Origin of the sequence: Sphingomonas sinipercae, assembly GCF_011302055.1 — a bacterium.
Classification (GTDB): Bacteria; Pseudomonadota; Alphaproteobacteria; order Sphingomonadales; family Sphingomonadaceae; genus Sphingomicrobium; species Sphingomicrobium sinipercae.
On record NZ_CP049871.1, the window covers coordinates 1,652,559 to 1,677,448 of the forward strand.

At 65.3% G+C, this 24,890-nt stretch carries 21 protein-coding genes; 9 read left to right on the plus strand and 12 right to left on the minus strand.

The features are described from left to right. Nucleotides 1-82: 82 nt before the first annotated feature. Nucleotides 83-631, plus strand: a complete 549-nt coding sequence (locus G7078_RS08635) for a shikimate kinase (RefSeq protein WP_166095086.1) — start codon at nt 83-85, stop codon at nt 629-631. Here the strand turns inward: G7078_RS08635 and G7078_RS08640 are convergent. From G7078_RS08640 to G7078_RS08655, 4 genes are all read right to left on the minus strand, one after another. Then, nucleotides 591-2,357: a cation:proton antiporter domain-containing protein gene (locus tag G7078_RS08640; protein WP_166096297.1), complete on the minus strand. Its 1,767-nt coding sequence runs from the start codon at nt 2,355-2,357 to the stop codon at nt 591-593. The genes G7078_RS08635 and G7078_RS08640 overlap by 41 nt on opposite strands. Before the next feature lie 89 nt (nt 2,358-2,446). Next, nucleotides 2,447-2,866, minus strand: a complete 420-nt coding sequence (locus G7078_RS08645; RefSeq protein WP_166095089.1) for an iron-sulfur cluster assembly scaffold protein — start codon at nt 2,864-2,866, stop codon at nt 2,447-2,449. After that, entirely contained in the window at nt 2,863-4,173 is a 1,311-nt protein-coding gene (gene cysS, locus G7078_RS08650) for a cysteine--tRNA ligase (RefSeq protein WP_166095091.1), read from the minus strand. Before cysS ends, G7078_RS08645 begins: the two co-directional genes overlap by 4 nt. Continuing rightward, a complete protein-coding gene (locus G7078_RS08655) occupies nt 4,170-4,679 on the minus strand; it encodes a CvpA family protein (RefSeq protein ID WP_166095093.1) in 510 nt (169 codons plus the stop codon). The genes cysS and G7078_RS08655 overlap by 4 nt, the downstream gene beginning before the upstream one ends. 79 nt (nt 4,680-4,758) lie before the next feature. Between G7078_RS08655 and G7078_RS08660 the strand changes: the two genes are divergently transcribed. Beyond that, nucleotides 4,759-5,190, plus strand: coding sequence for a hotdog fold thioesterase (locus tag G7078_RS08660; protein ID WP_246166332.1), 432 nt, complete (start codon nt 4,759-4,761; stop codon nt 5,188-5,190). Here the strand turns inward: G7078_RS08660 and radA are convergent. Further along, entirely contained in the window at nt 5,187-6,551 is a 1,365-nt protein-coding gene (gene radA, locus G7078_RS08665; protein ID WP_166095096.1) for a DNA repair protein RadA, read from the minus strand. The genes G7078_RS08660 and radA overlap by 4 nt on opposite strands. 91 nt (nt 6,552-6,642) lie before the next feature. Here radA and G7078_RS08670 point away from each other — a divergent pair, with 91 nt between their 5' ends. Further along, nucleotides 6,643-7,512: an alpha/beta fold hydrolase gene (locus G7078_RS08670; RefSeq protein ID WP_166095097.1), complete on the plus strand. Its 870-nt coding sequence runs from the start codon at nt 6,643-6,645 to the stop codon at nt 7,510-7,512. Here the strand turns inward: G7078_RS08670 and G7078_RS08675 are convergent. After that, nucleotides 7,509-9,251 (minus strand): DUF885 domain-containing protein, encoded by a 1,743-nt coding sequence (locus G7078_RS08675; RefSeq protein WP_166095099.1) that lies wholly within the window; start codon nt 9,249-9,251, stop codon nt 7,509-7,511. The two genes, G7078_RS08670 and G7078_RS08675, sit on opposite strands and share 4 nt — an antisense overlap. 68 nt (nt 9,252-9,319) lie before the next feature. On the opposite strand from G7078_RS08675, the gene G7078_RS08680 reads away from it, so the two are divergent. The 3 genes from G7078_RS08680 (at nt 9,320) to G7078_RS08690 (ending at nt 14,391) form a co-directional block, all read left to right on the plus strand. Next, nucleotides 9,320-10,597 (plus strand): MFS transporter, encoded by a 1,278-nt coding sequence (locus G7078_RS08680; RefSeq protein ID WP_166095102.1) that lies wholly within the window; start codon nt 9,320-9,322, stop codon nt 10,595-10,597. Nucleotides 10,598-10,666: 69 nt separating this feature from the next. After that, nucleotides 10,667-11,587, plus strand: a complete 921-nt coding sequence (gene cysK, locus G7078_RS08685) for a cysteine synthase A (protein ID WP_166095104.1) — start codon at nt 10,667-10,669, stop codon at nt 11,585-11,587. Between the two features lie 149 nt (nt 11,588-11,736). Continuing rightward, a complete protein-coding gene (locus G7078_RS08690) occupies nt 11,737-14,391 on the plus strand; it encodes a putative bifunctional diguanylate cyclase/phosphodiesterase (RefSeq protein WP_166095106.1) in 2,655 nt (884 codons plus the stop codon). Between the two features lie 66 nt (nt 14,392-14,457). Here the strand turns inward: G7078_RS08690 and G7078_RS08695 are convergent, their stop codons facing one another. Further along, nucleotides 14,458-14,727: a hypothetical protein gene (locus G7078_RS08695; RefSeq protein ID WP_166095109.1), complete on the minus strand. Its 270-nt coding sequence runs from the start codon at nt 14,725-14,727 to the stop codon at nt 14,458-14,460. A 169-nt stretch (nt 14,728-14,896) separates the two neighbouring features. Between G7078_RS08695 and G7078_RS08700 the strand changes: the two genes are divergently transcribed. Continuing rightward, entirely contained in the window at nt 14,897-15,280 is a 384-nt protein-coding gene (locus tag G7078_RS08700) for a hypothetical protein (protein WP_166095111.1), read from the plus strand. 4 nt (nt 15,281-15,284) lie between these two features. On the opposite strand, the gene G7078_RS08705 is transcribed toward G7078_RS08700, so the two are convergent. Continuing rightward, nucleotides 15,285-17,081 (minus strand): acyl-CoA dehydrogenase C-terminal domain-containing protein, encoded by a 1,797-nt coding sequence (locus G7078_RS08705; protein ID WP_166095113.1) that lies wholly within the window; start codon nt 17,079-17,081, stop codon nt 15,285-15,287. Between the two features lie 133 nt (nt 17,082-17,214). Between G7078_RS08705 and purF the strand changes: the two genes are divergently transcribed. After that, on the plus strand, nt 17,215-18,663 hold the full coding sequence (gene purF, locus G7078_RS08710) for an amidophosphoribosyltransferase (protein WP_166095115.1): 1,449 nt from the start codon (nt 17,215-17,217) through the stop codon (nt 18,661-18,663). 8 nt (nt 18,664-18,671) lie between these two features. On the opposite strand, the gene dnaJ is transcribed toward purF, so the two are convergent. After that, nucleotides 18,672-19,802, minus strand: coding sequence for a molecular chaperone DnaJ (gene dnaJ / locus G7078_RS08715; RefSeq protein ID WP_166095117.1), 1,131 nt, complete (start codon nt 19,800-19,802; stop codon nt 18,672-18,674). A 54-nt stretch (nt 19,803-19,856) separates the two neighbouring features. Next, nucleotides 19,857-21,791 (minus strand): molecular chaperone DnaK, encoded by a 1,935-nt coding sequence (gene dnaK, locus G7078_RS08720; protein ID WP_166095119.1) that lies wholly within the window; start codon nt 21,789-21,791, stop codon nt 19,857-19,859. 155 nt (nt 21,792-21,946) lie between these two features. Between dnaK and G7078_RS08725 the strand changes: the two genes are divergently transcribed. Beyond that, the gene (locus G7078_RS08725; RefSeq protein WP_166095122.1) at nt 21,947-23,158 is read left to right on the plus strand and encodes a glycosyltransferase family 87 protein; all 1,212 of its coding nucleotides are present in this window, start codon (nt 21,947-21,949) and stop codon (nt 23,156-23,158) included. Here the strand turns inward: G7078_RS08725 and fabG are convergent. After that, nucleotides 23,112-23,852, minus strand: coding sequence for a 3-oxoacyl-[acyl-carrier-protein] reductase (gene fabG, locus G7078_RS08730; RefSeq protein ID WP_166095124.1), 741 nt, complete (start codon nt 23,850-23,852; stop codon nt 23,112-23,114). The two genes, G7078_RS08725 and fabG, sit on opposite strands and share 47 nt — an antisense overlap. A 98-nt stretch (nt 23,853-23,950) precedes the next feature. Continuing rightward, nucleotides 23,951-24,889, minus strand: a complete 939-nt coding sequence (gene fabD / locus G7078_RS08735; protein WP_166095126.1) for an ACP S-malonyltransferase — start codon at nt 24,887-24,889, stop codon at nt 23,951-23,953. Nucleotide 24,890: the final 1 nt, after the last annotated feature.

Below are 24,890 nucleotides of genomic sequence, written 5' to 3' on the forward strand. Positions count from 1 at the left end.
GCGGCATCGCGCCTTTCCGGTTGGATTGTGAAGCGATCGGGCTTTTGCCCGACCATGAGGGCCGCTGTATAGCCCCCGGTGCATGCAAAAAGTGAGGGACCGGCTCGACAGGCCGATCGTGCTCGTCGGGCTGATGGGCGCCGGAAAGTCAACCGTGGGGCGCCGCCTCGCCCGGCGGCTGCAGCTGCCTTTCATCGATAGCGACACCGAAATCGAAGATGCGGTCGGGCTTCCCGCCGGCGAAGTATTCGAACGTTACGGGGAGGAAGAATATCGCGAGGGCGAGCGGCGGCTCGTCGCCCGCCTGGTCGAGAGCCAGGAAGTGCGGGTCATTGCCACGGGCGGCGGCGTCTTCGTGGATCCCGTCACCCGAAAGCTATTGAAAGAGCGCGGGCTGACCATCTGGCTGGATGCGCCGGTCGACGTGCTGGTGCAGCGAACGTCGCGCCGCGACACCCGCCCGTTGCTGAAAACGCCCGACCCCAAGGCAACCATCGAACAGATCGCCGCCCTCGAGCGCGCCGCTTATGCGGAAGCCGACATCCACGTGCGGAGCGGCTCCGGCGGCCACGCCGACGTGGTCGATTCGATCATCGAGGCGATGGAGACGTTCCTGGATCGTCGGGCGTAGCCGCAGCCTGCTGCTCGTCCGGAAGCGGCCGGTCGACCGCGAACATGCGGCCGCGAGCGGCGCGCAGATCGCCGCTTTGGGCCTGCGCCTGCAGCCGCTCCTCGTCTCGGACCCGATATTCAACGATGACCCGGTCGGCCTCCCGCTCCGCGACGCCAAGCTTCATCAGCGCCTCGCGGGCCATTGAAATCGCGCTTTCGAAGACCTCCCGTTGCAGCAGCGCCACGTCGAGACCGGCGAAGTCCATCACCTGCCGCCGATCGAAGACGCGCACCATGACGATCGCCTGCGGGAACGCTTCCAGCACGGCTTCGAGCTTGTCGCGGGTCAGTGCATCGCCGTCCTGGCAGAAAAGGATCGCCTCGGCCCGTTCCGCCCCGGCCGTCCGAAGCAGGTCGATCCGGGTGCCGTCGCCGTAATAGACCTTCGTCCCGAACTCCTCGCTCACCTCAATCTGTTCGGCGTCTTGGTCGACGATGGTAACGGGAATGCGCTTTGCCATCAGCATCTGCGCCACCGTCTGCCCGAAGCGTCCGTAGCCGACGACGATCGCATTGGTCTCGGGCGAGGCCTCGGGACCGTCGAGCCCTTCGCCGCCCCGCTCTTCGATCCGTTCCAGCCAGTCGGTCAGTCGCATCAGGAAAGGCGTCGTCGCCATCGAGAAAGTGACGACCGCGGTAAACAGCGATGCCGCTTCGGTGGTGATGAGGCTTGCCGCCGTCGCCTGGGTAAACAGGACGAAGCCGAACTCGCCGGCCTGGCTGAGCAGCAATCCCAATCGCACGCTGCGCGGCCAGCTATTGCCGAACACGCGGGCAAGGCTGGCGATCACCGACGCCTTGGTCACGATCACCAGCGCGGCCACGCCAAGCACGAACCACGGGCGCTGCGCGACGAGCCCCAGGTCGAGCAACATGCCAACCGAGAGGAAGAAAAGGCCAAGCAGGATCGAGCGAAACGGCTCGACGTCGCTCTCCAGTTCGTGCCGGTAGGGCGATTCGGCGAGCATCACGCCCGCGACGAAGGCGCCGAGCGCGACCGACAGGTGCAGGGAGTGCATGACCGCCGACGCGCCGACGACGGTGAACAGCCCGGCGACGACGAAGAGCTCGCGCTCGCCGAAGCGGCCGATCAGCCGGAACATCGGGTTGAGCAGCAGGCGGCCGACGATGATCAGGCCGACGATGGCGCCGACTGTGTAGAGGGCCAGCGTCAGGCCCGCCGGGGCGTCGGGATCGGGCCGCACCGCGAGTGCCGCGATGATGGTGATCAGCGGGATGATCGACAGGTCCTGGAACAGCAGGATCGAGAAGGCGCGCTCGCCTTGCGGCGTGTGCAATTCCCCATCCGACCGAAGCAACGGCAACACCTGCGCCGTGGAGGACAGCGCCAGCGGCAAGCCGATGGCGACCGCGACCCGCATCGGCAGGTCGTTGATGAAGCCGACGAGGAGGCTGATCACCGCCCCGCACAGGACGACCTGGGCAAGGCCGAGCCCGAAAATATCCTTCCGCAAGCGCCACAACCGGCTCGGCTGCAGTTCGAGCCCGACGATGAACAGTAGCAGGGCGATGCCGATTTCGGTGATGCTGAGCAATTGCTGCGGATCGGGAATCAGGCGCAGCGCGTGCGGGCCGATCAGCGCACCGGCGACGATGTAGCCGAGGGTCGCGCCGAGCCGCAGGCGGCGGAACAGGATGACGAAGAACAAGGCGGCGGCGAGCATGATCGCGCCGCTCTCCAGGATTGCGCTGGTCGCCTCAGCGGTTTCCGCTGGCGTGGTGGTCGGCTGAACCGTGTTGGTCGCGGCGGCTGTCACCGCGCCGGCTCCAGCGCCGCCGCAAGCGTTCGGAAAGGCAGCAGAATGGCGCCATGCCGGCCCTTGCGCGACCGTGCCGGTGCAAGTGCTTCGAGTCCGGGCCAATCGCCCGGCGTGCCGGCGGTACCGTCAAGCCACGCGGCGAGCGCGTCCACCGCCGCGGCGACCTCGACCGGGCACTTGCCGATCGCGCCGGCGGCAAGCAGCGACGCCGATGCCTGCCCGAAGGCGCATGCCTGCACATGCTGGCTCAGCGCAGTCACCCGCCCCGAATCCACCTGCACCTCGGTCCGCACCACGCTTCCGCAGGTGGGCGAACGCAGTTCGGCCGACCCGTCCACGCGGTCCAGTGCGCGCGGCTCGGGCAGCGTCGCCGCCAGGCGCAGGATATCGACGGTGTAGAGCGGAGCGTTCATGCCCGACGCCAAGTGGTGCCTTGCGGCCCATCTTCCAACAGGATGCCGTCGGCTTTTAGCTCGTCGCGAATACGATCGGCGGTGGAAAAGTCGCGATTGGCCTTGGCTTCGGCGCGAGCGGCGATTTGCGCTTCAACGTCGGCATCGACCGATGGGCCTTGGAACCAGCGGTCGGCGCTTTCGCCGAGCAGCCCAAGCAGGCTCGCGCTCGCCTTGAGTGTCGCGGGATCCGAGAGCGCCTGCAAACGCGACAGCGCCAACGGCGTATTGAGATCGTCCATCAGCGCCTCGGCGACACCCGGATCGACCTCACCGGGCGAAGCATTGCCGGCCGCTCGATACAAGCGCTCGAGCGTCGACTTCGACTGGGCCATCAGGCCCTCCGTCCACGGCAGCGGGGACCGATAGTGCGCCGACAACAGCGCCAGGCGAAGCGTTTCGCCCTTGTGGCCCTGTTCGAGCAGTTCGTTCGGCGTGACCACGTTGCCGAGCGACTTGGACATCTTCTCCGCGCCCATGTCGACGAAGCCGTTGTGCACCCAATAGCGCGCAAGCGGCGCGCCACCGTGCGCGCAGCGGCTCTGGGCGATTTCATTCTCGTGGTGCGGGAAGATAAGGTCGAGGCCGCCGCCATGGATGTCGATCGTCTCGCCCAAATGCGCCCGGATCATCGCGGAGCATTCGATGTGCCACCCCGGGCGGCCCCGCCCCCACGGGCTTTCCCAGCCGATCACGCCCTCGCCGCTTGGCTTCCACAGCACGAAGTCGGCGGGATCGCGCTTGTAGGGGGCGACCTCGACTCGGGCGCCGGCAATCATTTGCTCCCGGTCGCGGCGGCTGAGGCTGCCGTAGTCGGGGTCGCTTGCGACCGCGAACAGCACGTGGCCTTCCGCCGCATACGCGTTCCTGGTTTCGATCAGCCGCTCGATCATCGCAATCATCGGCCCGATTTCCTGGGTCGCGTGCGGCGCGATCGTCGGAGGCTGAACGCCCAGCGCGCCCATGTCTTCAAGGTAGAAGCGCTCGAACCGGTTCGTGATTACCGATGGATCGACCCCTTCCGCTTCTGCGGCGGCGATGATCTTGTCGTCCACGTCGGTGACGTTGCGGGCGTAGACCAGGCTATCCTGGCCGAAGGTGTGGCGGATCAGCCGGGCGAGCGTGTCGAACACCACCGCGGGGCGCGCATTACCGATGTGGGCGCGGCCGTAGACTGTCGGGCCGCACACATACATGGTGATCCGCCCCGGGTCCGCCGGCACGAACTCGCGCTTTTCCCGCGCCATCGTGTCGTGCAGTCGGATCATTCGTCCGCTCCCGCCTTGCGCCGCGTCTCGACCCAGTCGACGATCCCGCGCCCGCTGGCGTTGAGCAACGGATAGGTGCGCGAGCTGGTCATCCACGCCGGCCGGTCCGCTTCGGGACCGTAGACCATATCGGTCGCAAGGTTGGCGAACAGGAAGAACAGGGTCGCCGCGAGCAGGCCCTTCACCAGGCCGAAACCACCGCCGAGCATCCGGTCGAACGGCCCCAGCAGCGATTTTCGGGTCTTCAGCCCAAGCTGGCGCGCAAGCAGTTTCACGATCACGAACGTGGGCACGAACAACAATGCGAAGGCAACCACGGCGCTGCCGGCGGCGCTGGTTCCAGTCGAGCCGATCCCCGCGCTCAATTGCGTGTGGAACAGCTTGATCATCGCGATCGCCGCCGCCCAGGCGAGGAGCGAGAGCAATTCGTAAACGAACCCGCGCACGAACCCGACGGCGGCGCCGCCGAGCAGCAGGATGACGACGAAGATGTCGAGCGCGCTCATCTTGGCAGTGCGGCTAGCGCCAGCAGACGCGCTTCGCCAGCCCCGCTATCAAACGGCGAACATCTGCGAGGAATCGAGCGTGACGATCTGGCACCAGGACAAGCCCAAGCTTAGCGACGTCGTCCCGTCCGACGGAACGATGATCCACCATGTGGGCATCGAAATCGTCGAGATCGGGGAAGATTTCCTGACCGCGCGAATGCCGGTCGATCATCGCACCGTGCAGCCGCAGGGGCGGCTTCACGGCGGCGCGTCCTGCGTGCTGGCCGAAACGGTCGGTTCCATCGCCGCAAACCTGGCGATCGATTCGACCGAATTCCTGGCCGTAGGGCTGGAAATCAATGCCAATCACATCCGCCCGGTGAAGAGCGGCTTCGTCTATGGCACGGCCAGGCCCGACGCGATCGGCCGGACGACTCAGGTGTGGACGATCCGGATCACCGACGATGAAGATCGTCTGGTCTGCGTATCGCGGCTGACGATGGCCGTCATCCCGCTGGCGCGCGGTTAACGGCCGAGGATCTGCTCGACGAGCTGCCGAAGGTTGGCGAAGTTGGTGACGGCGATCCCGTCGCTGGCCTTTACGGCCATGGGCACCCAGGCCCGCTCGAAGCCAAGCTTCGCCGCTTCCTTCAACCGCAACGGCGTATGGGCGACCGGCCGGATTTCCCCGGACAGCGCGATTTCGCCAAGGATGATGCAGTCGGCCGGTACCGGCCGTTCCGACATTGCGGAAACGAGCGCGGCCGCGACCGCAAGATCCGCGGCCGGGTCGCTGAGGCGATATCCGCCGGCGACGTTCAAATAGACCTCGGCGGTTGCGAAGCTAAGGCCGCAGCGCGCCTCCAGCACCGCCAGGATCATTGCCAGCCGGCCGCTGTCCCAGCCCACCGCGGCCCGCCGCGGCGTTGCGCCGCTGGCGAGCCGCACCGTCAACGCCTGAATTTCGACCAGCACCGGGCGGGTGCCCTCGATCGCCGGGAACACGCTCGTCCCGCTGACCGCTTCGCCCCGGGTGGTCAGGAACAAGGATGACGGGTTGCCGACCTCTGCCAGCCCGGCGCCCTCCATCGCGAAGACGCCAATTTCATCCGTGCCGCCGAAGCGGTTCTTGAGCGCCCGAAGGATCCGGTATTGATGACTGCGTTCGCCCTCGAAGCTCAACACTGTATCGACCATATGTTCGAGCACGCGCGGGCCGGCGATGGTGCCGTCCTTGGTGACGTGGCCGACCAGGACGGTGGCGCTGCCCCGTTCCTTGGCAAAGCGCACCAGTTCCTGGGCGGAAGCGCGCACCTGGCTGACCGTGCCCGGAGCGCCTTCGATCAGGTCGGAATGCATGGTCTGGATCGAATCGATAATCAGCAGGTCGGGCGTCTCGTCGCTGACCGTGGTCAGGATGTCGCGCACCGACGTCGCCGCAGCCAGTCGCACCGGCACCCCGCCAAGCCCAAGCCGAAGCGCGCGCAGCCGCACCTGCTCGGCGGATTCCTCGCCGGAAACGTAAACGACGCCGCGCCCCTGCCCCGCCAGCTTGGCCGCGATCTGCAACAGCAAGGTCGACTTGCCGATGCCCGGGTCACCGCCGACCAGCATTGCCGATCCCGGAACGATGCCGCCGCCGACCGCTCGGTCGAACTCGGCGACTCCGCTGACGATCCGCTCCGGCAGCTTCGACGGCGCGTCGAGCCCGACCAGCTCGATCGTGCGCCCGCCGCCCTGCAAATTGTGCTTCGCGGCGAAAATGCTCGTCACCGCGGCGGCTTCCTGGACCAGCGTGTTCCATTCGGAGCAGTCAGGGCATTGACCCTGCCAGCGACTGGTGACGGATCCGCACGATTGGCAGACGTATCGGGACTTCGCTTTCGCCATATGTGCGGGTCTAAAGCCTGTACGGACAAGCGCAACGGCAGCGGCCTCCCGCGCGTTGGGGCATCGTTCCAGCAAATCAGGAGAGCGACCAATGCCCCGCGCCGTCACCAGCGATAAGGTTTCCTTGTTCTACAAGGATTGGGGCCCCCGTGAGGGCAAGCCGATCGTCCTCCTCCACGGCTGGCCGCTGACCGCCGACACCTTCGACGACTTGGCTGTGGCGCTGGCCGAGGACGGTTACCGGAGCATCGTGCCCGACCGTCGCGGCTTCGGGCGATCCGACCAGCCTTGGGACGGCTACGACTATGACACGTTCGCATCCGACACCGATGCGGTGCTGCAGGACGCGGGCATCGGCGGCCCGTTCGCGGTCGCCGGCTTCTCGATGGGCGGCGGCGAAGTCGCAAGGCTAGTCGCCAGGCACAAGGAGCGCATCACCCAGGCGATACTGATCAGCTCGGTCGTGCCTTACATGCTGCAAACATCCGACAACCCGAACGGCGTTCCGCAATCGACGTTCGACGAGATGACCGCCGGGATGAAGAAGGACCGCGCCGACTTCTTCACCGCATTCGCGCGCGACTTCTTCGGCGTTGGAGCCATTTCCCATCCGGTCAGCGACGCCGTGCTCCACGACTTCTTCCGCCAGGCGATGATGGCCGGGCTGAAGCCGACGCTTGCCGCCGCCAAGGCGTTCGCAACCACCGACTTTCGCGGCGACCTTTCCAGCTTCACGATGCCGACATTGGTCATCCACGGCACGAAGGACGTGACGGTGCCGATCGACGTCACCGCGCGCGAAGTGAAGAAGGCGGTGCCGCACGCGCAGCTGATCGAATATGACGGCTCCGCCCACGGCCTGTTCGCCACCGACAAGCAGCGGTTGACGGACGATATCCGCGCCTTCCTGGGATCGGCCGCGGAAACCCGCAGCGCGATCCCGATGAACCAGTCGGCCTAGAAGGCCGCCTGCGCAGGCCCGCCGAGCATCTGCTGACGCACCAGCGGGATCGGCGGGCCGCCGAAGCTCAGGAACTTGTCGTGGAACGGCTTCCACGCGGCGCGGCCGCCGCGCGTTGCGATCCAGTCGTCGCGAAGCTTGCGGATCATCAGCTTGCCCAGCGTATAGTTGAGGTAGGCTGGGTCGTAGGTGCCGCGCGCCGCCTGCTGCCGAGCGGTGCCTTCGTCCTGGTAACATTGCTCACGAAACAGCTGGAAGCTCTGCTGCTGTGTCATCGTTCCCGAATGCATCCCGATCGCCGACAGGAAGCGGCAGTCGCGCAGGAGGGCGTTGGACAACTGCCCGACCATCATCTCGTCGGTGCCGCCGCCGACCCCGGCCTGGCGCATCATCTCCTCGCTGTAATGCGCCCAGCCTTCGGCAAACGCATAGCCGACGAACACCTTGCCAAAGGTGAATTTCGAACGGTTGGAGTGCAGGAAGTTGAGGAAGTGGCCCGGCCAGACTTCGTGGACGGACGTGAACAGCAGGTCCGCCTCGCCCGGAACGAAGGCATCGCGCGCCGCCTTCGACCACGACGGGTCCGGCGGGGCGATGTAATAGACCGACGGCAAGCCTTTCTCATACGGCCCCGGAATGTTGATGTAGGCGAAGTTCTGCCGGTTGTACGGCGGCGCTTCGTCGACCTTTGCTTCTTCCGTCCCGGGGATCGAAACCAGGTCCTTGTCGATGATGAATTGCTTGAGCCCGGCAAGCTGCGCCCGGGCGCCGGCGACCGCGCCGCCCTTGGGCTTGGTCGCGCTCATCTTGTCCATGCAATGCTGGATCGTCTGGCCCGGATCGTAGCGGCCGCAAGCTTCCTTCAGCAGCGCTTGGTTGGACGCCATGTCGCGGCGCCCGATCGCTTCGAGCTCCGTAAGCGGGGTGTCCACCATCTCGGTGTCGTAGAGCATCTGCTGAAATTTCTGCGCACCGAGCGCGAAGTTGGTTCCGGCACTTGGCCGCTGCGCCTCCACCCAATCCGTCAGCGCCTTCATCGCCGCCGAAGCCGCCTGCGAGGCGGCCTTGAGCTCCGCTTGCTCGGCCGCGCTGCCGATGCCGGCGAAGGCCTTCATGCCGTCGCCCAGATAATATTCCGCGTAACCGCCAAAGGCGCTCTTGCCGTAATCAACGAAGGAAATCGGCAAGGGTTGGCGCAGGTTGGCGCGAATCTGCGAAGCAGCGCGCGGCACCTGCGAAAGATAGCGGGTATAGGCGCGCATCCGCACCTCCGGCGCCGCATAGGGTACGACCACATAGGCAGACGGGTCGAGCGTCCCGGCATAATAAGCGGGGTTGGTATGCGGCTGGTCCGCGGTTGCGATCCAGAACAGCCAGTTGCGCGCCTGCGCCATCATGTAATCGCGCTCGAACCGCTCCGTCGGCGATAGTCGGGCAGGATCGAAAGCCTTGGCGGCGTCGATCGCGGCCTGCAGCCGCGCCTGCTCTGCGGCGAGTCCCTCGGCCGACCAGTCGGGAAGCTGTCCGTCATATTCGTGCCGTCCGGACACGACCGCAAAAGCCGGATTCGCGCGGAAGGTGGCCTCGATATAATCGTTCATGAAGGCCGGCCAGCTGACGGCTGCGACGGGCGGGGAAACGACGACTGGCGCCGGTTCGGCGATCAACGCGGGCGCGACCGCGCAGGCGTTCAACGACGCTGCAGCGCAGGCGGTGAAAAGAAGGTGGGCAGCACGCATTGAGTCGCTCCTTGCCAGTCTGGTGCGACGTTGTTGCCGCTCCGGCGAGCCGCGTCTAGGCGACAATCGTGACCTACGTTCCAGAGCCCCTGAAAATCCCCGCCTTCCGCGCTTATTGGGCGGCTCGGCTCACATCGACCATCGCGCAGATGGCAATGGTCATCGTCATTGGCTGGCAGGTGTACGACATCGCCCGCCGGACCATGAGCATCGGCGATGCCGCCTTCCAGCTCGGCATGATTGGCCTGGTCCAGTTCGTCCCGTTATTCGTCCTGACTCCGTTCAGCGGCTGGGCAGCCGACCGCTTCGACCGCCGCTATATCGCCCGGGCGGTCATTGCGCTGGAAATGCTGTGCGCGCTCGCCTTGTTCATGGCGACCTGGTCGGGCCACGTCTCGCTTCCAATCCTGTTCGTGGTCGCCGGCCTGCTTGGGGTCGCCCGAGCCTTCGCCGGTCCAGCGCTTGGCGCCCTCGCCCCAAACCTGGTGCCGCGCGACCTGCTTCCGCGCGCCATCGCGCTCAGCTCCACCGCCTGGCAGGCGGGCGCGATCATCGGCCCCGCGCTTGGCGGCATCCTTTACGATGTGACCCCGCACTTGTCTTACGGGGTCAGCACCGGCCTGTTCGCATTCTCGCTAGTCTGCATGTTCACCGTCGGACCTGTTCCCCGCCCGGAAATCGCGCCCGGCAAGCCGCTGCAGCGCATGGCCGAGGGGCTGCGCTACATCCGCCACAACCGGCTCGTCCTCGGCGCGATCACGCTCGATCTGTTCGCGGTACTGCTTGGCGGAGTGACGGCGATGCTTCCGATCTATGCCCGCGACATCCTTGAAGTCGGCGCGCAAGGGCTGGGGCCGCTGCGCGCGGCTCCGGCCGTAGGCGCAACCTTGACCGCAATCTTCTTCTCGTTCCGGCCGATCAGGACCAACGTCGGGGTGAAAATGCTCGCAGCGGTCGTCGTCTTTGGTGCCGCGACCGCCATCTTCGGGGTCTCCACCTCCTTTTATCTCTCGCTGGCGATGCTCGCGCTGCTGGGCGCCGCGGATATGTTCAGCGTTTATATCCGCCAATCCCTGATCCAGCTGCATACGCCCGACGCGATGCGCGGCCGGGTTGGAGCGGCCTCGACGCTCGCCATCTCCGCCTCCAACGAAATGGGCGAAGCGCGCGCGGGCTTCAGCGCCGCCCTGGTCGGCCCGGTCGTGGCGACCGTCGTCGGCGGCGTCGCCGCGATCGTCGTCACCCTTCTGTGGAGCCGGCTGTTCCCCGAACTTCGCAGAGCACGCTCCTTCGACCTGCCGGCGCCCGCACCGGAAAAGCCACCGGTCGTCGCTGGCGGCGCCTGACGCTGTTCAAGGCGCATCATCGTTCCCATATAGCGCCGTCACCAGGGCCCCATCAGGAGATCAGATGCCATGAAGGCCGCAAGCATCCTCGAGACCATCGGCAATACGCCGCACATTCGCATCAACCACTTGTTCGGCGAGGCGGAAGTATGGGTGAAGTCGGAACGCGCGAACCCGGGCGGATCAATCAAGGACCGGATTGCGCTGGCAATGATCGAGGACGCGGAGCGCAGCGGCAAGCTGAAGCCCGGCGGCACGATTATCGAGCCGACCTCCGGCAACACCGGCATCGGGCTGGCAATGGTCGCCGCGGTCAAGGGCTACAAGCTGATCCTGGTGATGCCCGAGAGCATGAGCATCGAGCGCCGCCGGCTGATGCTCGCTTACGGCGCACAGTTCGACCTGACTCCCAAGGAAAAGGGCATGAAGGGCGCCATTGCCCGCGCGCAGGAGCTGCTGGCGCAAACCGAAAACGGGTGGATCCCCCAGCAATTCGAAAATCCTGCGAATGTCGAGGTTCACGCACGCACGACCGCGCAGGAAATTCTGAAGGATTTCGACCAGCCGTTCGACGCTTTGATTACTGGCGTCGGGACCGGCGGTCACATCACCGCCTGCGCCCGAGTCCTCAAGGAAAAGTGGCCGAATCTAAAGGTTTTCGCGGTCGAGCCGACGCTTTCACCGGTGATTAGCGGCGGCGAGCCGGGCCCTCATCCGATCCAGGGCATCGGCGCCGGATTCATTCCCGCCAACCTCGATACCGATGTCCTCGACGGTACCATCCAGGTCGACCCGAACGATGCCAAGGAGATGGCGCGCCGGGCCGCCCGCGAAGAAGGGATCCTGGTTGGCATTTCGTCCGGGGCGTCCCTTGCCGCGGTAGCGCAGAAGCTCGGCGAATTGGGCTCGGGCGCCCGTGTCCTGACCTTCAACTACGACACCGGCGAACGGTACCTGTCCGTGCCCGATTTCCTCCCAAATGAAGCTTAACCTAACGCTGCGCTAACCAGTCCTGTTTGGCGCGGCGTTAACCGCTAGCGCTTAACTGCTGTGCGGTTGAGGGGCGGTTCGCGCCTACTCCCCAGGCAAGGATTCAGATGCCAAGAGCGCGGTTTGCGAAGGCGGTCGGCCAACATACGATGGAATCCGAGCGTGCTTCGGTGCGCGAAGCCCTGTGGTTCGACATAAAGGCGCCCGAGAACCGCGACGACCAGTCTCTGGCCGAATGGCGGCTCGGAAGCTTCGACTATGCGCCGCTCCTGCTTGGGGCGACCCACCTTCTCGTCGGTGTGACCTCGGTCATCCTTCAGCCGCACCTTTCGGGGGTGATGAGCCTTTCAAACCCGCTGATCCCGCTTGGCTTGGTGCTTATCCTGGGTGTGCTGGCGGCGATGGGGCTGCATTGGCGCGACCGCCTTGAATTGCAGCCACACACGGTCACTCGGGCGGTTTGCGTCTACCTGGGCGCCGCGGGACTTTTATGGACGATCTTCGGCTATACGCTGCTGATCAACTCCGGCGTCGGTCCATCGGGCCTGGCCGTCGCGCTGTGCGCCGGCATCACCATGGCGGCGATCGTCGCCATCACCTCGCCGCCGCTCTCGGTCGTCAACGCATTCGTCGCCACCGGCACGGCCGCATTGTTCGCGCCGTCGCCATTGGCGCCCGCCGGCGTCGCCGTGCTCAGCATGATGCTGGTTGCCTACAGCGTCGCCGGCGCCCGAACCGTGATCGCCGCCGGCCGCCGCCGACTCGACCTCGATGCCGAGGCCCGCAAGGCGCTGACCTTCGTCGACGAATTCGAAAATACAGGCCGCGGCTGGTTCTGGGAAACCAACAGCGAAGGGACGCTGTCCTATGTCTCCCAGCAGCTGGCAGACGATTTCAAATGCCAGCCGGCCGAACTGCTCGGTCGTCAGTTCACGGACCTGCTGTCGGTTGACACCGTCGGGCCCGGCAATTCGATCGAAGAGCGCAAGACTTTGGGCTTTCACCTGTCGGCGCGCTTCCCCTTTTCCGATGTCGTGGTTCGCGCCGCGAGCGACGAGGATGTGCACTGGTCGCTTTCGGGCAACCCGGTGTTCGACACGCGCGGCCGCTTTCTTGGCTTTCGCGGGATCGGCACCGACCTGACCGAGCAGCGCCGGTCAGAGCAGGAGATTACCCGGCTTGCGCGGTTCGACTCGCTGACCGGCCTGCCCAATCGGGCTATGATGCGCCAGACGCTGGAGGAAGGGCTGCGCAACGCTGCCCGCCGCCAGAAAGGCTGCAGCCTCTTCCTGATCGATCTCGACCGCTTCAAGAACGTCAACGACACGCTCGGCCACCCCGTCGGCGACGCCCTGCTGCGCCAAGTGGCGGAGCGGCTGAAATCGGTGATGGGTGAGCATGGCCAGGTCGGCCGGCTGGGCGGCGACGAGTTCAAGGCGGTCCTTCCCGGCACGGTCGACATCGGCCTTCTGGAATCGCTGGCCCGCACCCTGATCGAGCAAGTGTCGCGGCCGTACTCGATCGAAAACCACAAGGTGACCATCGGTGCATCGGTCGGCATCGCCATCGGCGATCCGGGGCGCGGTTGCGCCGACTCGCTCATCCGTGACGCGGACCTTGCGCTCTACGCCGCCAAGGGCGCCGGCCGCGGCCAGCATTGCTTCTACGAACCGTCGATGCACAGCGAGGCGGCCGACCGCCAGATCCTGGAAAACGACTTGCGGCAAGTCATCGACCGCGACGAGCTGGAGCTGGTCTTCCAGCCGATCGTCCGAGCGGCGACCGAGGAAATTTCCGGCTTCGAGGCGCTGGTGCGCTGGACCCACCCGACGCGCGGGGCGATTTCCCCAGACAAGTTCATCCCGCTTGCCGAAGAGTGCGGGATGATCGGAAAGATCGGCCAATGGGTCCTCGAAAACTCGTTCCGCGAGGCGGCTTATTGGCCTGACCATGTGCGCATCGCCGTCAACCTCTCGCCCATCCAGTTCAACGACCCGACCATCACGGAGACGATCTCCCGGCTGATGGACAAGGAAGGCGTCAAGCCCGCCCAGGTGGAGCTTGAGATTACCGAGGGCGTATTCCTGGCCGATGGCGACACCACGGACGACACCTTTGCCAAGCTCAAGAAACTTGGCGTGCGCCTGTCGCTCGACGACTTCGGCACCGGCTACAGCTCGCTGGGATATTTGAAGAAAGCGCCGTTCGACAAGATCAAGATCGACCAGAGCTTCGTTCGCGGCGCGGCGTCGCCGACCAGCCGCAACAGCGCCATCATCCGCGCCATCGTCAGCCTTGCCGAAAGCCTGGAGATGGAAACTTGCGCGGAAGGAGTCGAGACCCATGACGATCTGGCGCTCATCCGCGAGCTCGGCTGCAGCCACGTCCAGGGCTACATCTTCGGCCGACCTGCGCGCGCAGCCGAGGCGCGGGAGCTTGCCAACCGCGAACGGGTGGAGGCCGCCGGCTTCAAGTGCCTGCGTGAGCCGCGTCACCGTCTGATGCGCCGCGCAACGACGATGCTCAACGGGTTCCAGGAAGAGATTCGCCTGCGCAACATCTCCGTGACCGGCGCGCTCGTCGAAAGCCGGCGGCCAGTGACGCCCGGGATGGCGATGACGATCGAAATCCTTGGCGTCGGTCCGGTCGCGGGCAGCGTGAAGTGGGCCGGCCAAGGCCGGTTCGGCCTCCAGTTCGATCATGAGTTCGACTTGGCCCGGCTGGCGCCGAAGAAAGCCAAGCACAACGACGTCACGATGCTGACGCCGTGGTACGTCGACCGGCGAGTAAACGAACGGACGTAAAAAAAGCCCCCGCCGCGAGGGCGAGGGGCATGACCCGCCAGGCGTGCGCCGCCGGCGGCTAACCGATTACATCCCGTTGGCGAGATTCGTGTCGGGGTCGTTCGTGTTCATGTCCGTCTGCATGGCGTTCGCGGTGTTCGAATCGACGCCGTTGGCGGTCATGGCGTTGGCGTCCATGCCGTTCGCGCCGGTCATCGCGGTGCCATCATTCATGATGACGTTGCCGACTTCCATGTTGCTGACATCCATCGAGTTGTCCGCAGCGGCCTCGTCTTTATTACCGCCGCAAGCAGCCAGGGTCAGCGCCGCGCCAGCGACCAGGATCAAAGCACGCATCTTGTAAACTCCCATGTTGTGTTCGCGCCCTAACGGTGAGTGCCGGGCAATGTTCCTCAATCCGGCTTATCGAACGGCTTGAAGCAGCCGGTAAACCGCCGCCGACCGACATTCACCGTTTCTTATTTGACCGTCGTCTAAAGCCATCCTGCGCGACACGGAGGGAACGATGCGCGGAATTACCTCGATTGCGACGGCAATGGGGCTGATGGGCGTCGCCGTCTGGATCATGATGAGCGACGGTTCCACGCCCCAGGCGCTGGCGGCCGCTGCGATGTCGCTGTTCGTGATGTACCGCGGCTATCGCGGAATCGGGACAAACCCGGTGGAAGCCATCGTCACAACGAGGTCGCTGGCGGTGAACCCGGCGCGGACGATATTCGACACGGTCGTCGAGACACTCCCCGACTTCGTCCCCGAGAGGAAAGAGGACGATGACGTCGGTCCAAAGATGGACCATGACGCAATCATCGCCCGCTACCTCGAAAATCGGCCCGGCGGGCCACCGACGGTGACCGCGCCGCCGCCGGCCTTCGGCCGCAAAGGGCTGTAGCGCGCTAGAACGCCATTTCCGGCAACGCCATCACGCTTTCGGCCCCCGCCTCGATCTTGCGGCGAAGCGCGGAGGCCTCGACCAGCTCCCGGTCCGCATAGAATTTCGCGGTCGCGAGTTTCGATTCGTGGAATTGGCGATCGGTCGCGCCGTCGTTCAGCGCTTCGGCCGAAACCCTCGCCATCTTCATCCACATCCAGCCCAGGCTGACCAGGCCCATCAGGTTCATGTAGGAATAAGCGCCCGCCCCGGCATTGTCGGGGTCGGCCATGCCATTTTGCGCCAGCCACATCGTCGCCTCCTGAAGCTCCGCTACCGCAGGCTCCAGCGCGGCGGCGACCCCGGCCGGATCGCTGGCCTGCTTGGCTTCCGCGATTTCGCTGGCCAGCAAGGCGAAGAAGGCACGGACCGCGCGGCCGCCGTCCTTGGGCAGCTTGCGGCCGACCAGGTCCATCGCCTGGATGCCGTTGGTGCCCTCGTAGATCTGGGCAATGCGCGCGTCGCGAACGAACTGCTCCATGCCGTGCTCGCGGATATAGCCGTGGCCGCCGAACACCTGCTGCCCCAGGACCGCAGCCTCGAAGCCCTTGTCGGTGATGTAGCCCTTGATGACCGGCGTCAGCAGGCTGAGCAGGTCATCAGCCTGCTGCCGCTCTTCCTCGCTCTGGCCGCGGCGCAGCAGGTCTACCTGCAGCGATCCCCACAGCACCAGCGCGCGGCTGCCCTCGTTCCAGGCGCGCATCTGCATGAGCATCCGCCGGACGTCGGGGTGGACCATCAAGTTGTCGGCCCGGGCATTGGGATCGCGCGCGCTTTCCTTGAGCGCTCGGCCCTGGCGACGATCCTTCGCGTAGGCGACGGCGTTCTGATAGGCGACTTCGCCCTGCGCCAGACCCTGCAGGCCGACGCCGAGCCGCGCCGCGTTCATCATGATGAACATTGCGGCCAGGCCCTTTTCCTTTTCGCCGACCAGCCAGCCCTTGGCCCCGTCATAGTTCATGACGCAGGTGGCGTTGCCGTGGATGCCCATCTTCTTTTCGAGCGCGCCGCAGCTGACCTGGTTGCGCTCGCCGAGCGATCCGTCCGCGTTGACGAGGAACTTGGGCACCACGAACAGCGAGATGCCTTTCACGTTGTCGGGCGAATCCGGCATTTTCGCCAGGACCAGGTGGATAATGTTCTCCGACAGGTCGTGCTCGCCTGAGGAGATGAAAATCTTGGTCCCGGTCAGCGAGTAGCTGCCGTCGCCATTGGGCTCAGCCTTGGTCTTGAGCAGCCCCAGATCGGTGCCGCAGTGCGGCTCCGTCAGGTTCATCGTCCCGGTCCATTCGCCGGTGGTCATCTTCGGCAGGTAGGTCTGCTTCTGCTCGTCGCTGCCCTTGATGATGAGGGTCGCCATCGCGCCGCTGGTCAGCCCCTGGTACATCTCGAAGCTGTGGTTGGCCGACAGGATGTATTCGCCGATCGCAGTTCCGATCACCTGCGGCAGCCCCTGCCCGCCATATTCTTCCGGCGCAGTCAGCGTCGGCCAGCCGGCAGCGCAGAACTGCTGGTAAGCCTCCTTGAACCCCGGCGGGGCCGTGACGCTGCCGTCGTCCGCCCGCTTGCACCCGATCTCGTCGCCGACCTTGTTGAGCGGCTGCAGCACCTCGCTGGCGAACTTGCCGGCTTCCTCAAGGATCGCCTCGACCACGTCGGGAGTCGCGTTGGCGAACCCGGGAAGGTTCGAAAAGCGGCTGATCTGGAGCACGTCTTCAAGGATGTAGCGGGTGTCTTTGACGGGCGCGTTGTAGATGGGCATCGGCGGCTTGATCCTTTCGCTAACTTACCCTGAAGTAAGCAGCGGGCGGCTTCAAGTGGCATTAAGGTCAGGGGCGACAAAGGGGCGGCCAATCCCTATATCGCAACTCCTATCAGCCAAGCGGGGTGGGCACGTGCTGACGACGAATCCGTTCGACGACGACAAGCTTCGGGAAGAATGCGGCGTGTTCGGCATCTGGGGTGCCGACAATGCCGCAAGCTTCGTCGCGCTCGGCCTGCACGCGCTGCAGCATCGCGGGCAGGAAGCGGCCGGGATCACCAGCTTCGACGGCGCCCATTTTCACTCTCATCGCGCGATGGGCCATGTCGCTGGCAATTTCGACAGCGACGAAGTGATGCGCCGACTGCCGGGCCAGACCGGCATCGGCCACGTCCGCTATTCCACGACCGGCGAAACCGCGCTGCGCAACGTGCAGCCGCTGTTCGCCGAGCTGAATGACGGCGGCTTTGCGGTCGCCCACAACGGCAATTTGTCGAACGCGATGCGCCTGCGCCGGACGCTCAACCGCCGCGGCTCAATCTTCCAGTCGACCAGCGATACCGAAGTCATCATCCACCTCGTCGCCACGTCGAGCTACGCGGCCCCGCTCGATCGGTTGATTGACGCGCTCAAGCAAGTGGAAGGCGCCTACGCGCTGGTCGTCCTGACCGAAGAAGGCCTGATCGCCTGCCGCGATCCGCTGGGCATCCGCCCGCTGGTCATGGGCAAGCTTGGCGATGCGACCATTTTCGCCTCCGAAACCGTCGCCCTCGATGTCGTCGGCGCGACCTTCATCCGCGATGTCGAACCGGGCGAGCTGATCATCGTCAACGCTTCGGGCCTGCGCTCCTTCCGCCCGTTCCAGCCGGTGCAGCAGCGGCCCTGCATCTTCGAACATGTCTATTTCGCCCGGCCCGACTCGGTGGTCGACGGCACGTCGGTCTATGAAGCGCGCAAGGGCATCGGCGCGGAGCTGTCGCGCGAATCGCCGGTCGATGCCGATTACGTCGTTCCAGTCCCCGACAGCGGCGTGCCCGCGGCGCTCGGCTTCTCGCAGGCGTCCGGAATTCCGTTCGAGCTTGGCATCATCCGCTCGCACTACGTCGGACGAACCTTCATCCAGCCGAGCCAGGAAGTCCGCCATCTGGGCGTGAAGCTGAAGCACAACGCCAATTCGGCGCTGGTCGATGGCAAGCGAATCGTCCTGGTCGACGATTCGATCGTGCGTGGGACGACTTCGCTAAAGATCGTGCAGATGATGCGCGATGCGGGCGCGCGCGAAGTGCACATGCGGATCGCCTCGCCCCCGACCCGCCACAGCTGCTTTTACGGCGTCGACACGCCGGAGCGCGCGAAGCTGCTGGCGGCGCAGATGAATGTCGAGCAGATGCGCGATTACATCAACGCCGACAGCCTGGCCTTCATCTCCATTGAAGGACTGTATCGGGCGCTTGGCGACACGCGCGACGCGGCCCGCCCGCAGCGCTGCGACGCCTGTTTCACCGGCGACTATCCGACCGAACTGACCGATTGCGACGACAAGTCGTCGGTGGGTGGGTTGGCGCTGGTTGCGAGCGCCTAGGCAGCCGGCTAGCCGGCGAACATCTCCTTGACCCGGGCGAAGAAATTCTTCGCATTCGGGCATTCGTCGCCGGTTTCAGTGTCGCGAAATTCCTCGAGCAATTTCTTCTGCTTGGCGCTCATCCGCGTTGGCGTTTCGACCAGGATCCGCGCCACCAGGTCGCCGCGGCCGCGTCCGTTGAGCACGGCCATGCCGGCGCCGCGCTGCCGCAAATGTTCGCCCGACTGCACGCCCGGCGGGATTTTCAACTCGATCTTCTGACCGTCGAGCGACGGCAGGCTGATCGTGCCGCCCAGCGCAGCGGTGGTGAAGCTGACGGGGCATTCGGCGACCAGGGTCGTGCCTTCACGCGCATAGACCGAGTGCCGCTTCAAGTGGACGAAGATGTAGAGGTCGCCGGACGGCCCATTGCGGACGCCGGATTCCCCTTCGTTGGCCACCCGGATTCGCGTGCCTTCGTCGACGCCAGCCGGAATCTTCACGGTCAGCTTGCGCCGGTTCAGCGCGCGGCCCTCGCCCTGGCAGGCGCCGCAGGGGTCAGCGATCACCTCGCCGCTGCCACGGCACGTCGGGCAGCCGCGCTCGACGACGAAGAAGCCCTGCTGGGCCCGGACCTTGCCCATGCCGGAGCACGTGGTGCAGGTTCGCGCACAATTGTCGGCGGAGTTGCAGCCGCGTCCCTCGCAGGTCTCGCACTTGGCGAGCGTTTCGACCGTCAGCGTCGCTTCCTTGCCCGCGAACGCTTCCTCGAGTGTCAGTTCGAGGTCGTAGCGAAGGTCGGCGCCGCGCGCGGGATTCGCTCGCGCTCCGCCACCGCGCTGTTGGTCCATGAAATCGCCGAAGATCGACGAGAAAATGTCGGAGAAGCCCTCGAACCCGGCGCTTCCGAACGGATCCTGGCCACCGCCACCGTTCTGGAACGCGGCCTTGCCGAAGCGATCGTAAGCGGCACGCTTCTGCGGATCCCGGAGGCAGTCATAGGCCTCGGTGATCGCCTTGAACTGCGTTTCCTTTTCGGAACAACCGCCGTGGCGGTCCGGGTGGCATTCCATGGCGAGCTTGCGATACGCCGACTTGATCGTCGCTCCGTCGGCGCCGCGGGACACGCCCAGCAGCTCGTAATAGTCTTCACTGACCATGACGACCCTCACAGGCCGTCACCCCGGCTCGCGCCGGGATGACGTTCCTGATCATTAGCCCTTCTGATCCTCGTCGACTTCGGAGAACTCCGCGTCGACGACTTCCTCTTCGGCGGCGTCAGCCGTCTCGGAGGCTCCAGCGTCCGCTCCGGCCGTATCCTGCGCTTCCGCTTGCTGCGACTTGTACATCGCTTCGCCAAGCTTCATCGCGGCTTGCGCCAGCGCATTGGTCTTTTCGGTCATCTGCTCGGCATCGCCGCCCTCGACTGCGGTCTTGGCCTCGGCCAGCGCCGCTTCGATTTCCGACTTCACCGACGCATCGACCTTGTCGCCATGCTCGGCCAGCTGGCGCTCGGTCGAGTGGATCAGGCTCTCAGCGTTATTCTTCGCCTCGGCGACCGCCTTGCGCTGCTTGTCCTCCTCGGCGAACTGCTCCGCTTCCTTGACCATCTTTTCGATGTCGCTGTCGTTGAGGCCGCCCGACGCCTGGATCCGGATCTGCTGCTCCTTGCCGGTGCCCTTGTCCTTGGCGCTGACGTTGACGATGCCGTTGGCGTCGATGTCGAACGTGACTTCGATCTGCGGCACGCCGCGCGGCGCCGGCGGGATTCCGACCAGGTCGAACTGGCCGAGCACCTTGTTGTCGGCAGCCATTTCGCGTTCACCCTGGAAGACCCGGATCGTGACCGCATTCTGGTTGTCGTCGGCGGTCGAAAAGACCTGGCTGCGCTTGGTCGGGATGGTCGTGTTGCGATCGATCATGCGGGTGAACACGCCGCCCAGAGTCTCGATGCCCAGCGACAGCGGCGTAACGTCCAGAAGCAGCACGTCCTTGACGTCGCCCTGCAGGACACCGGCCTGGATCGCCGCGCCCATGGCGACGACTTCGTCCGGATTGACGCCGGTGTGCGGCTCCTTGCCGAAGAACTCCTTCACCACTTCACGGACGCGCGGCATGCGGGTCATGCCGCCGACCAGGACGACTTCATCGACGCCCTTGGCATCGATCCCGGCGTCCTTGAGCGCCTTGCGGCACGGCTCGAGCGTCCGGTCGATCAGGTCGCCAACCAGCTTTTCCAGGTCAGCACGGGTGATCGTCTCGACCAGGTGAAGCGGGGTCGTCGCGCCGCCTTCCATGCGGGCGGTGATGAACGGCTGGTTGATCTCGGTCGACGAAGCGCTCGAAAGCTCGATCTTCGCCTTTTCCGCAGCTTCCTTCAGACGCTGCAGGGCAAGACGGTCGGTGCGAAGGTCGATGCCTTCCTTCGCCTTGAACCGGTCGGCCAGATAATCCACGATCTTGGCGTCGAAATCCTCGCCGCCGAGGAAGGTGTCGCCGTTGGTCGACTTCACTTCGAAGACGCCGTCGCCGATCTCGAGGATCGAAACGTCGAAGGTGCCGCCGCCAAGATCGTAAACGGCGATCGTCTTGCCGTCGTTCTTCTCCAGCCCGTAGGCGAGCGCGGCAGCGGTCGGCTCATTGATGATGCGAAGCACTTCAAGCCCCGCGATCTGGCCGGCGTCCTTGGTCGCCTGGCGCTGCGCGTCGTTGAAGTAAGCGGGAACGGTGATCACCGCCTGGGTAACGGTCTCGCCGAGATAGGCTTCGGCGGTTTCCTTCATCTTCTGCAGGATGAAGGCCGAAACCTGCGACGGCGAATAATCCTTGCCGCCGGCCTTGACCCAGGCGTCGCCGTTCGAGCCCTTGACGATCTCGTACGGGACTAGCTCGGTGTCTTTCTTGGTAATCGGGTCGTCGAAACGGCGGCCGATGAGGCGCTTCACCGCGAAAATCGTATTATCGGGGTTGGTCACCGCCTGGCGCTTGGCCGGCTGGCCGATCAGGCGCTCCCCGTCCTTGGTGAACGCAACGACGGACGGCGTAGTCCGCGCGCCTTCGCTGTTCTCGATAACCTTCGGCTTGCCGCCTTCCATGACTGCGACGCAGCTGTTGGTAGTGCCAAGATCGATACCGATTACTTTCGCCATATCTTCCCTCTCATGCCCCTCGGCCATCCTCTCCCCAGAGGCGGCCACATTCGTGTTTCGCTGGCGATATAGGTGCGGCAAGCGCAGCGACAAGGTTCCGGCAAGCCTGCGCGGGCAACGGATTTGTTAACCATATCCGCGCCAAAGCTGCCCGGATGGAAGCGCTTGCAACCGGCTCCTGGCTGACCGCGGCAAGAGTGCGACGGGTCGCGCTCGTCGCAGGCATCGCCTCGATTGTCTCCTTGCTGTGGCTATTCGCCTTTGCGCACGGCACCCTCGATGCGATGGGCCGCCCGCTCGGCACGGACTTTTCGCAGGTCTGGACGGCGGGCACGATGGTGCTCGACGGCCGTGCCGCCGACGTCTGGTCTTGGCCCAAGCACTTTGCAGTGCAACAGCAGTTTCACCACAGCCGTGACGTGCCGCTCTACGGCTGGCATTACCCGCCGCCGTTCCTGCTGATCGCGGCCGCGCTGGCCAACCTGCCCTACATTCCGGCGCTGTTCGTGTGGCAGGCGGCAACGCTTGTCCCCCTGGCCTTGCTGCTCAAGCGGATGGTGCCGCGGCGGGAAACCCTGCTGCTCAGCCTCGCCGCGCCAGTCACCCTTATTTGCGTCACTCATGGCCACAACGGCTTTTTGACCGGCCTTCTGCTCGGCGGCGGCCTGCTATTGCTCGAACGCAAGCCGTTCGTGGCGGGCCTGCTGCTCGGTTGCCTGATCTACAAGCCGCAGCTTGCGCTCATCATCCCCCCGCTGCTCATCGTCACGCGCAACTGGCGCGCGACCGGGGGCGCGGTCACTTCCGCATCCCTGCTCGTCGTCCTGACGCTGGCACTTTGGGGCTGGCCGGTGTGGCAGGCATTCCTCGACAGCCTCCCGCTCACCCGCACGGTCGTCATCGAGCAGGGGAGCACGGGCTGGGAAAAGATCATGAGTCCGTTCGCCGCCATCAAGGCGTGGGGCGGGACCACCGCCGCTGCTTATGGCGTCCAGGCGATTCTCACCGCGGCAGCGCTGGCGGCCGTCGTCATCCTTGCCGTGCGCGACAACCGCGACCTTCGCAACGCCGCAGTCACTGCCGCGGCGCTGGTTGCCACGCCCTATGTCCTCGATTACGACTTCGTCGTGCTTGGGGTCGGGCTGGCTTTCCTTTGGCGCGACGGGGAGAAGCATGGCTTCCTCCGCTGGGACCGGACGTTGATGGCGCTGATCTGGATTGCGCCGCTCGCCGCCCGCGGCATCGCCGCAGCGACGACGGTCCCACTGGGCCTGATCACCGCCTTGTTGGTGCTTGGAATCTCGCTGCGACGATCACTCCTCAGAGCATCGCCATCCCGCCATTCACGTGCAGCGTTTGCCCAGTGACGTAACCAGCTTCGCGGCTGGCAAGGAAGACGCAAGCGGCGCCGATATCGTCGCCTGAACCCATCGCGCCGAGCGGGATCTTGGCCAGGATGGCCTCGCGCTGCTGGTCGTTCAGCGCATCGGTCATCGCCGACGTCATGAACCCGGGCGCGACACAGTTGGCGGTGATGCCCCGGCTCGCCAGCTCCTGCGCGACCGATTTGGTCAGGCCGATCAGCCCGGCTTTCGAGGCGACGTAATTGGCCTGGCCCGGATTACCGGTGACTCCTACCACAGAGGTAATCGAGACGATCCGGCCGAACCGCGCCTTCATCATCGGCTTTGCAGCAGCTCGAATCAGCCGGAACGCCGCTTCCAGGTTGATTCGGATGACGTCAGAAAATTCCTCATCCTTCATGCGCATCAAAAGATTGTCGCGGGTCACGCCGGCGTTGTTGATGAGGATGTCGATCTTGCCGCCAAGCGCCTCGACAGCCTGGGGGACGAGCTGATCGACCGCCGCGGCGTCCGACAGGTTGCACGGCAAGGCGACATGATCGCCGCCCAAGCCGGAGCGGAAGCTCTCAAGCTTCTCGACATTGCTGCCCGACACCGCGAGCCGCGCACCCTGCGCGCTCAGCGCCTTGGCGATCGACGAGCCGAGCCCGCCCGAAGCGCCAGTGACCAGCGCAGTCATTCCCGAAAGGTCGAACATTCCACACTCCCGTCATGCTGAACTTGTTTCAGCATCCACTTTCCTGCCTTCACCGCGTTTCAACGAAATGGACCCTGAAACGAGTTCAGGGTGACGGTTTAGGCAATTTCTTTCGCCAGCGCCTCGATATCGTCGATCGTCACCACGCTCGTCACCTTCGCGTCGGGCGCGATGCGCTTGACCATCGGGCCAAGCACCTTTCCGCCAAGCTCGATGAACTCTTCGACGCCGCTTTCCACCATGTTCGCGACGCTTTCGCGCCAGCGCACCATGCCGGTCACCTGTTCGACCAGCAGGTTGCGGATCGCGTCGGGATCGTCCTCGGCCGCTGCGGTCACGTTAGCGAACAGAAGCACCGACGGCGCTTCGAGCACTTCATAGCTCAGCGCGTCGCGCATCGCCTCGGCCGCGGGCTGCATCAGCGGGCAATGGAACGGCGCTGACACCGGCAGCGGCACGGCCCGCTTGGCGCCCATCTCCTTCGCCAGTCCGATGGCCCGGTCAATCGCGCCCTTGTGCCCGGACAGCACCACCTGGCTCGGGTCATTGTCGTTGGCGACTGCGCAGACTTCGCCCTGGGCAGCCGCATCGGCGATCGTCTTGGCCAGCGCCAGGTCGGCGCCGAGCAGAGCGCACATCGCGCCTAAACCGACCGGAACCGCTTGCTGCATCGCCTGCCCACGAAGCTTCAGCAGCTTTGCGGTCGTCGCCAGGCCGAACCCACCCGCCGCACACAAGGCGGAATATTCCCCGAGCGAATGGCCGGCGACGAAATTCGCGGCCTTGCGGAGATCGACCCCGCCCTCCTTCGTCAGCGCACTGAACACTGCGAGCGAGTGCGCCATGATCGCAGGTTGCGCATTCTCGGTCAGCTTGAGTTCGTCTTCCGGGCCGTCGCGCATCAGCCGCGACAGGCTTTGGCCGAGCGCCTCGTCAACCTCGCCGAACACATCGCGCGCCGCTCGGCTTGCCTCGGCAAGCGCGGCGCCCATCCCGACCGCTTGGCTGCCTTGCCCCGGAAAGATGAAAGCTCGCATG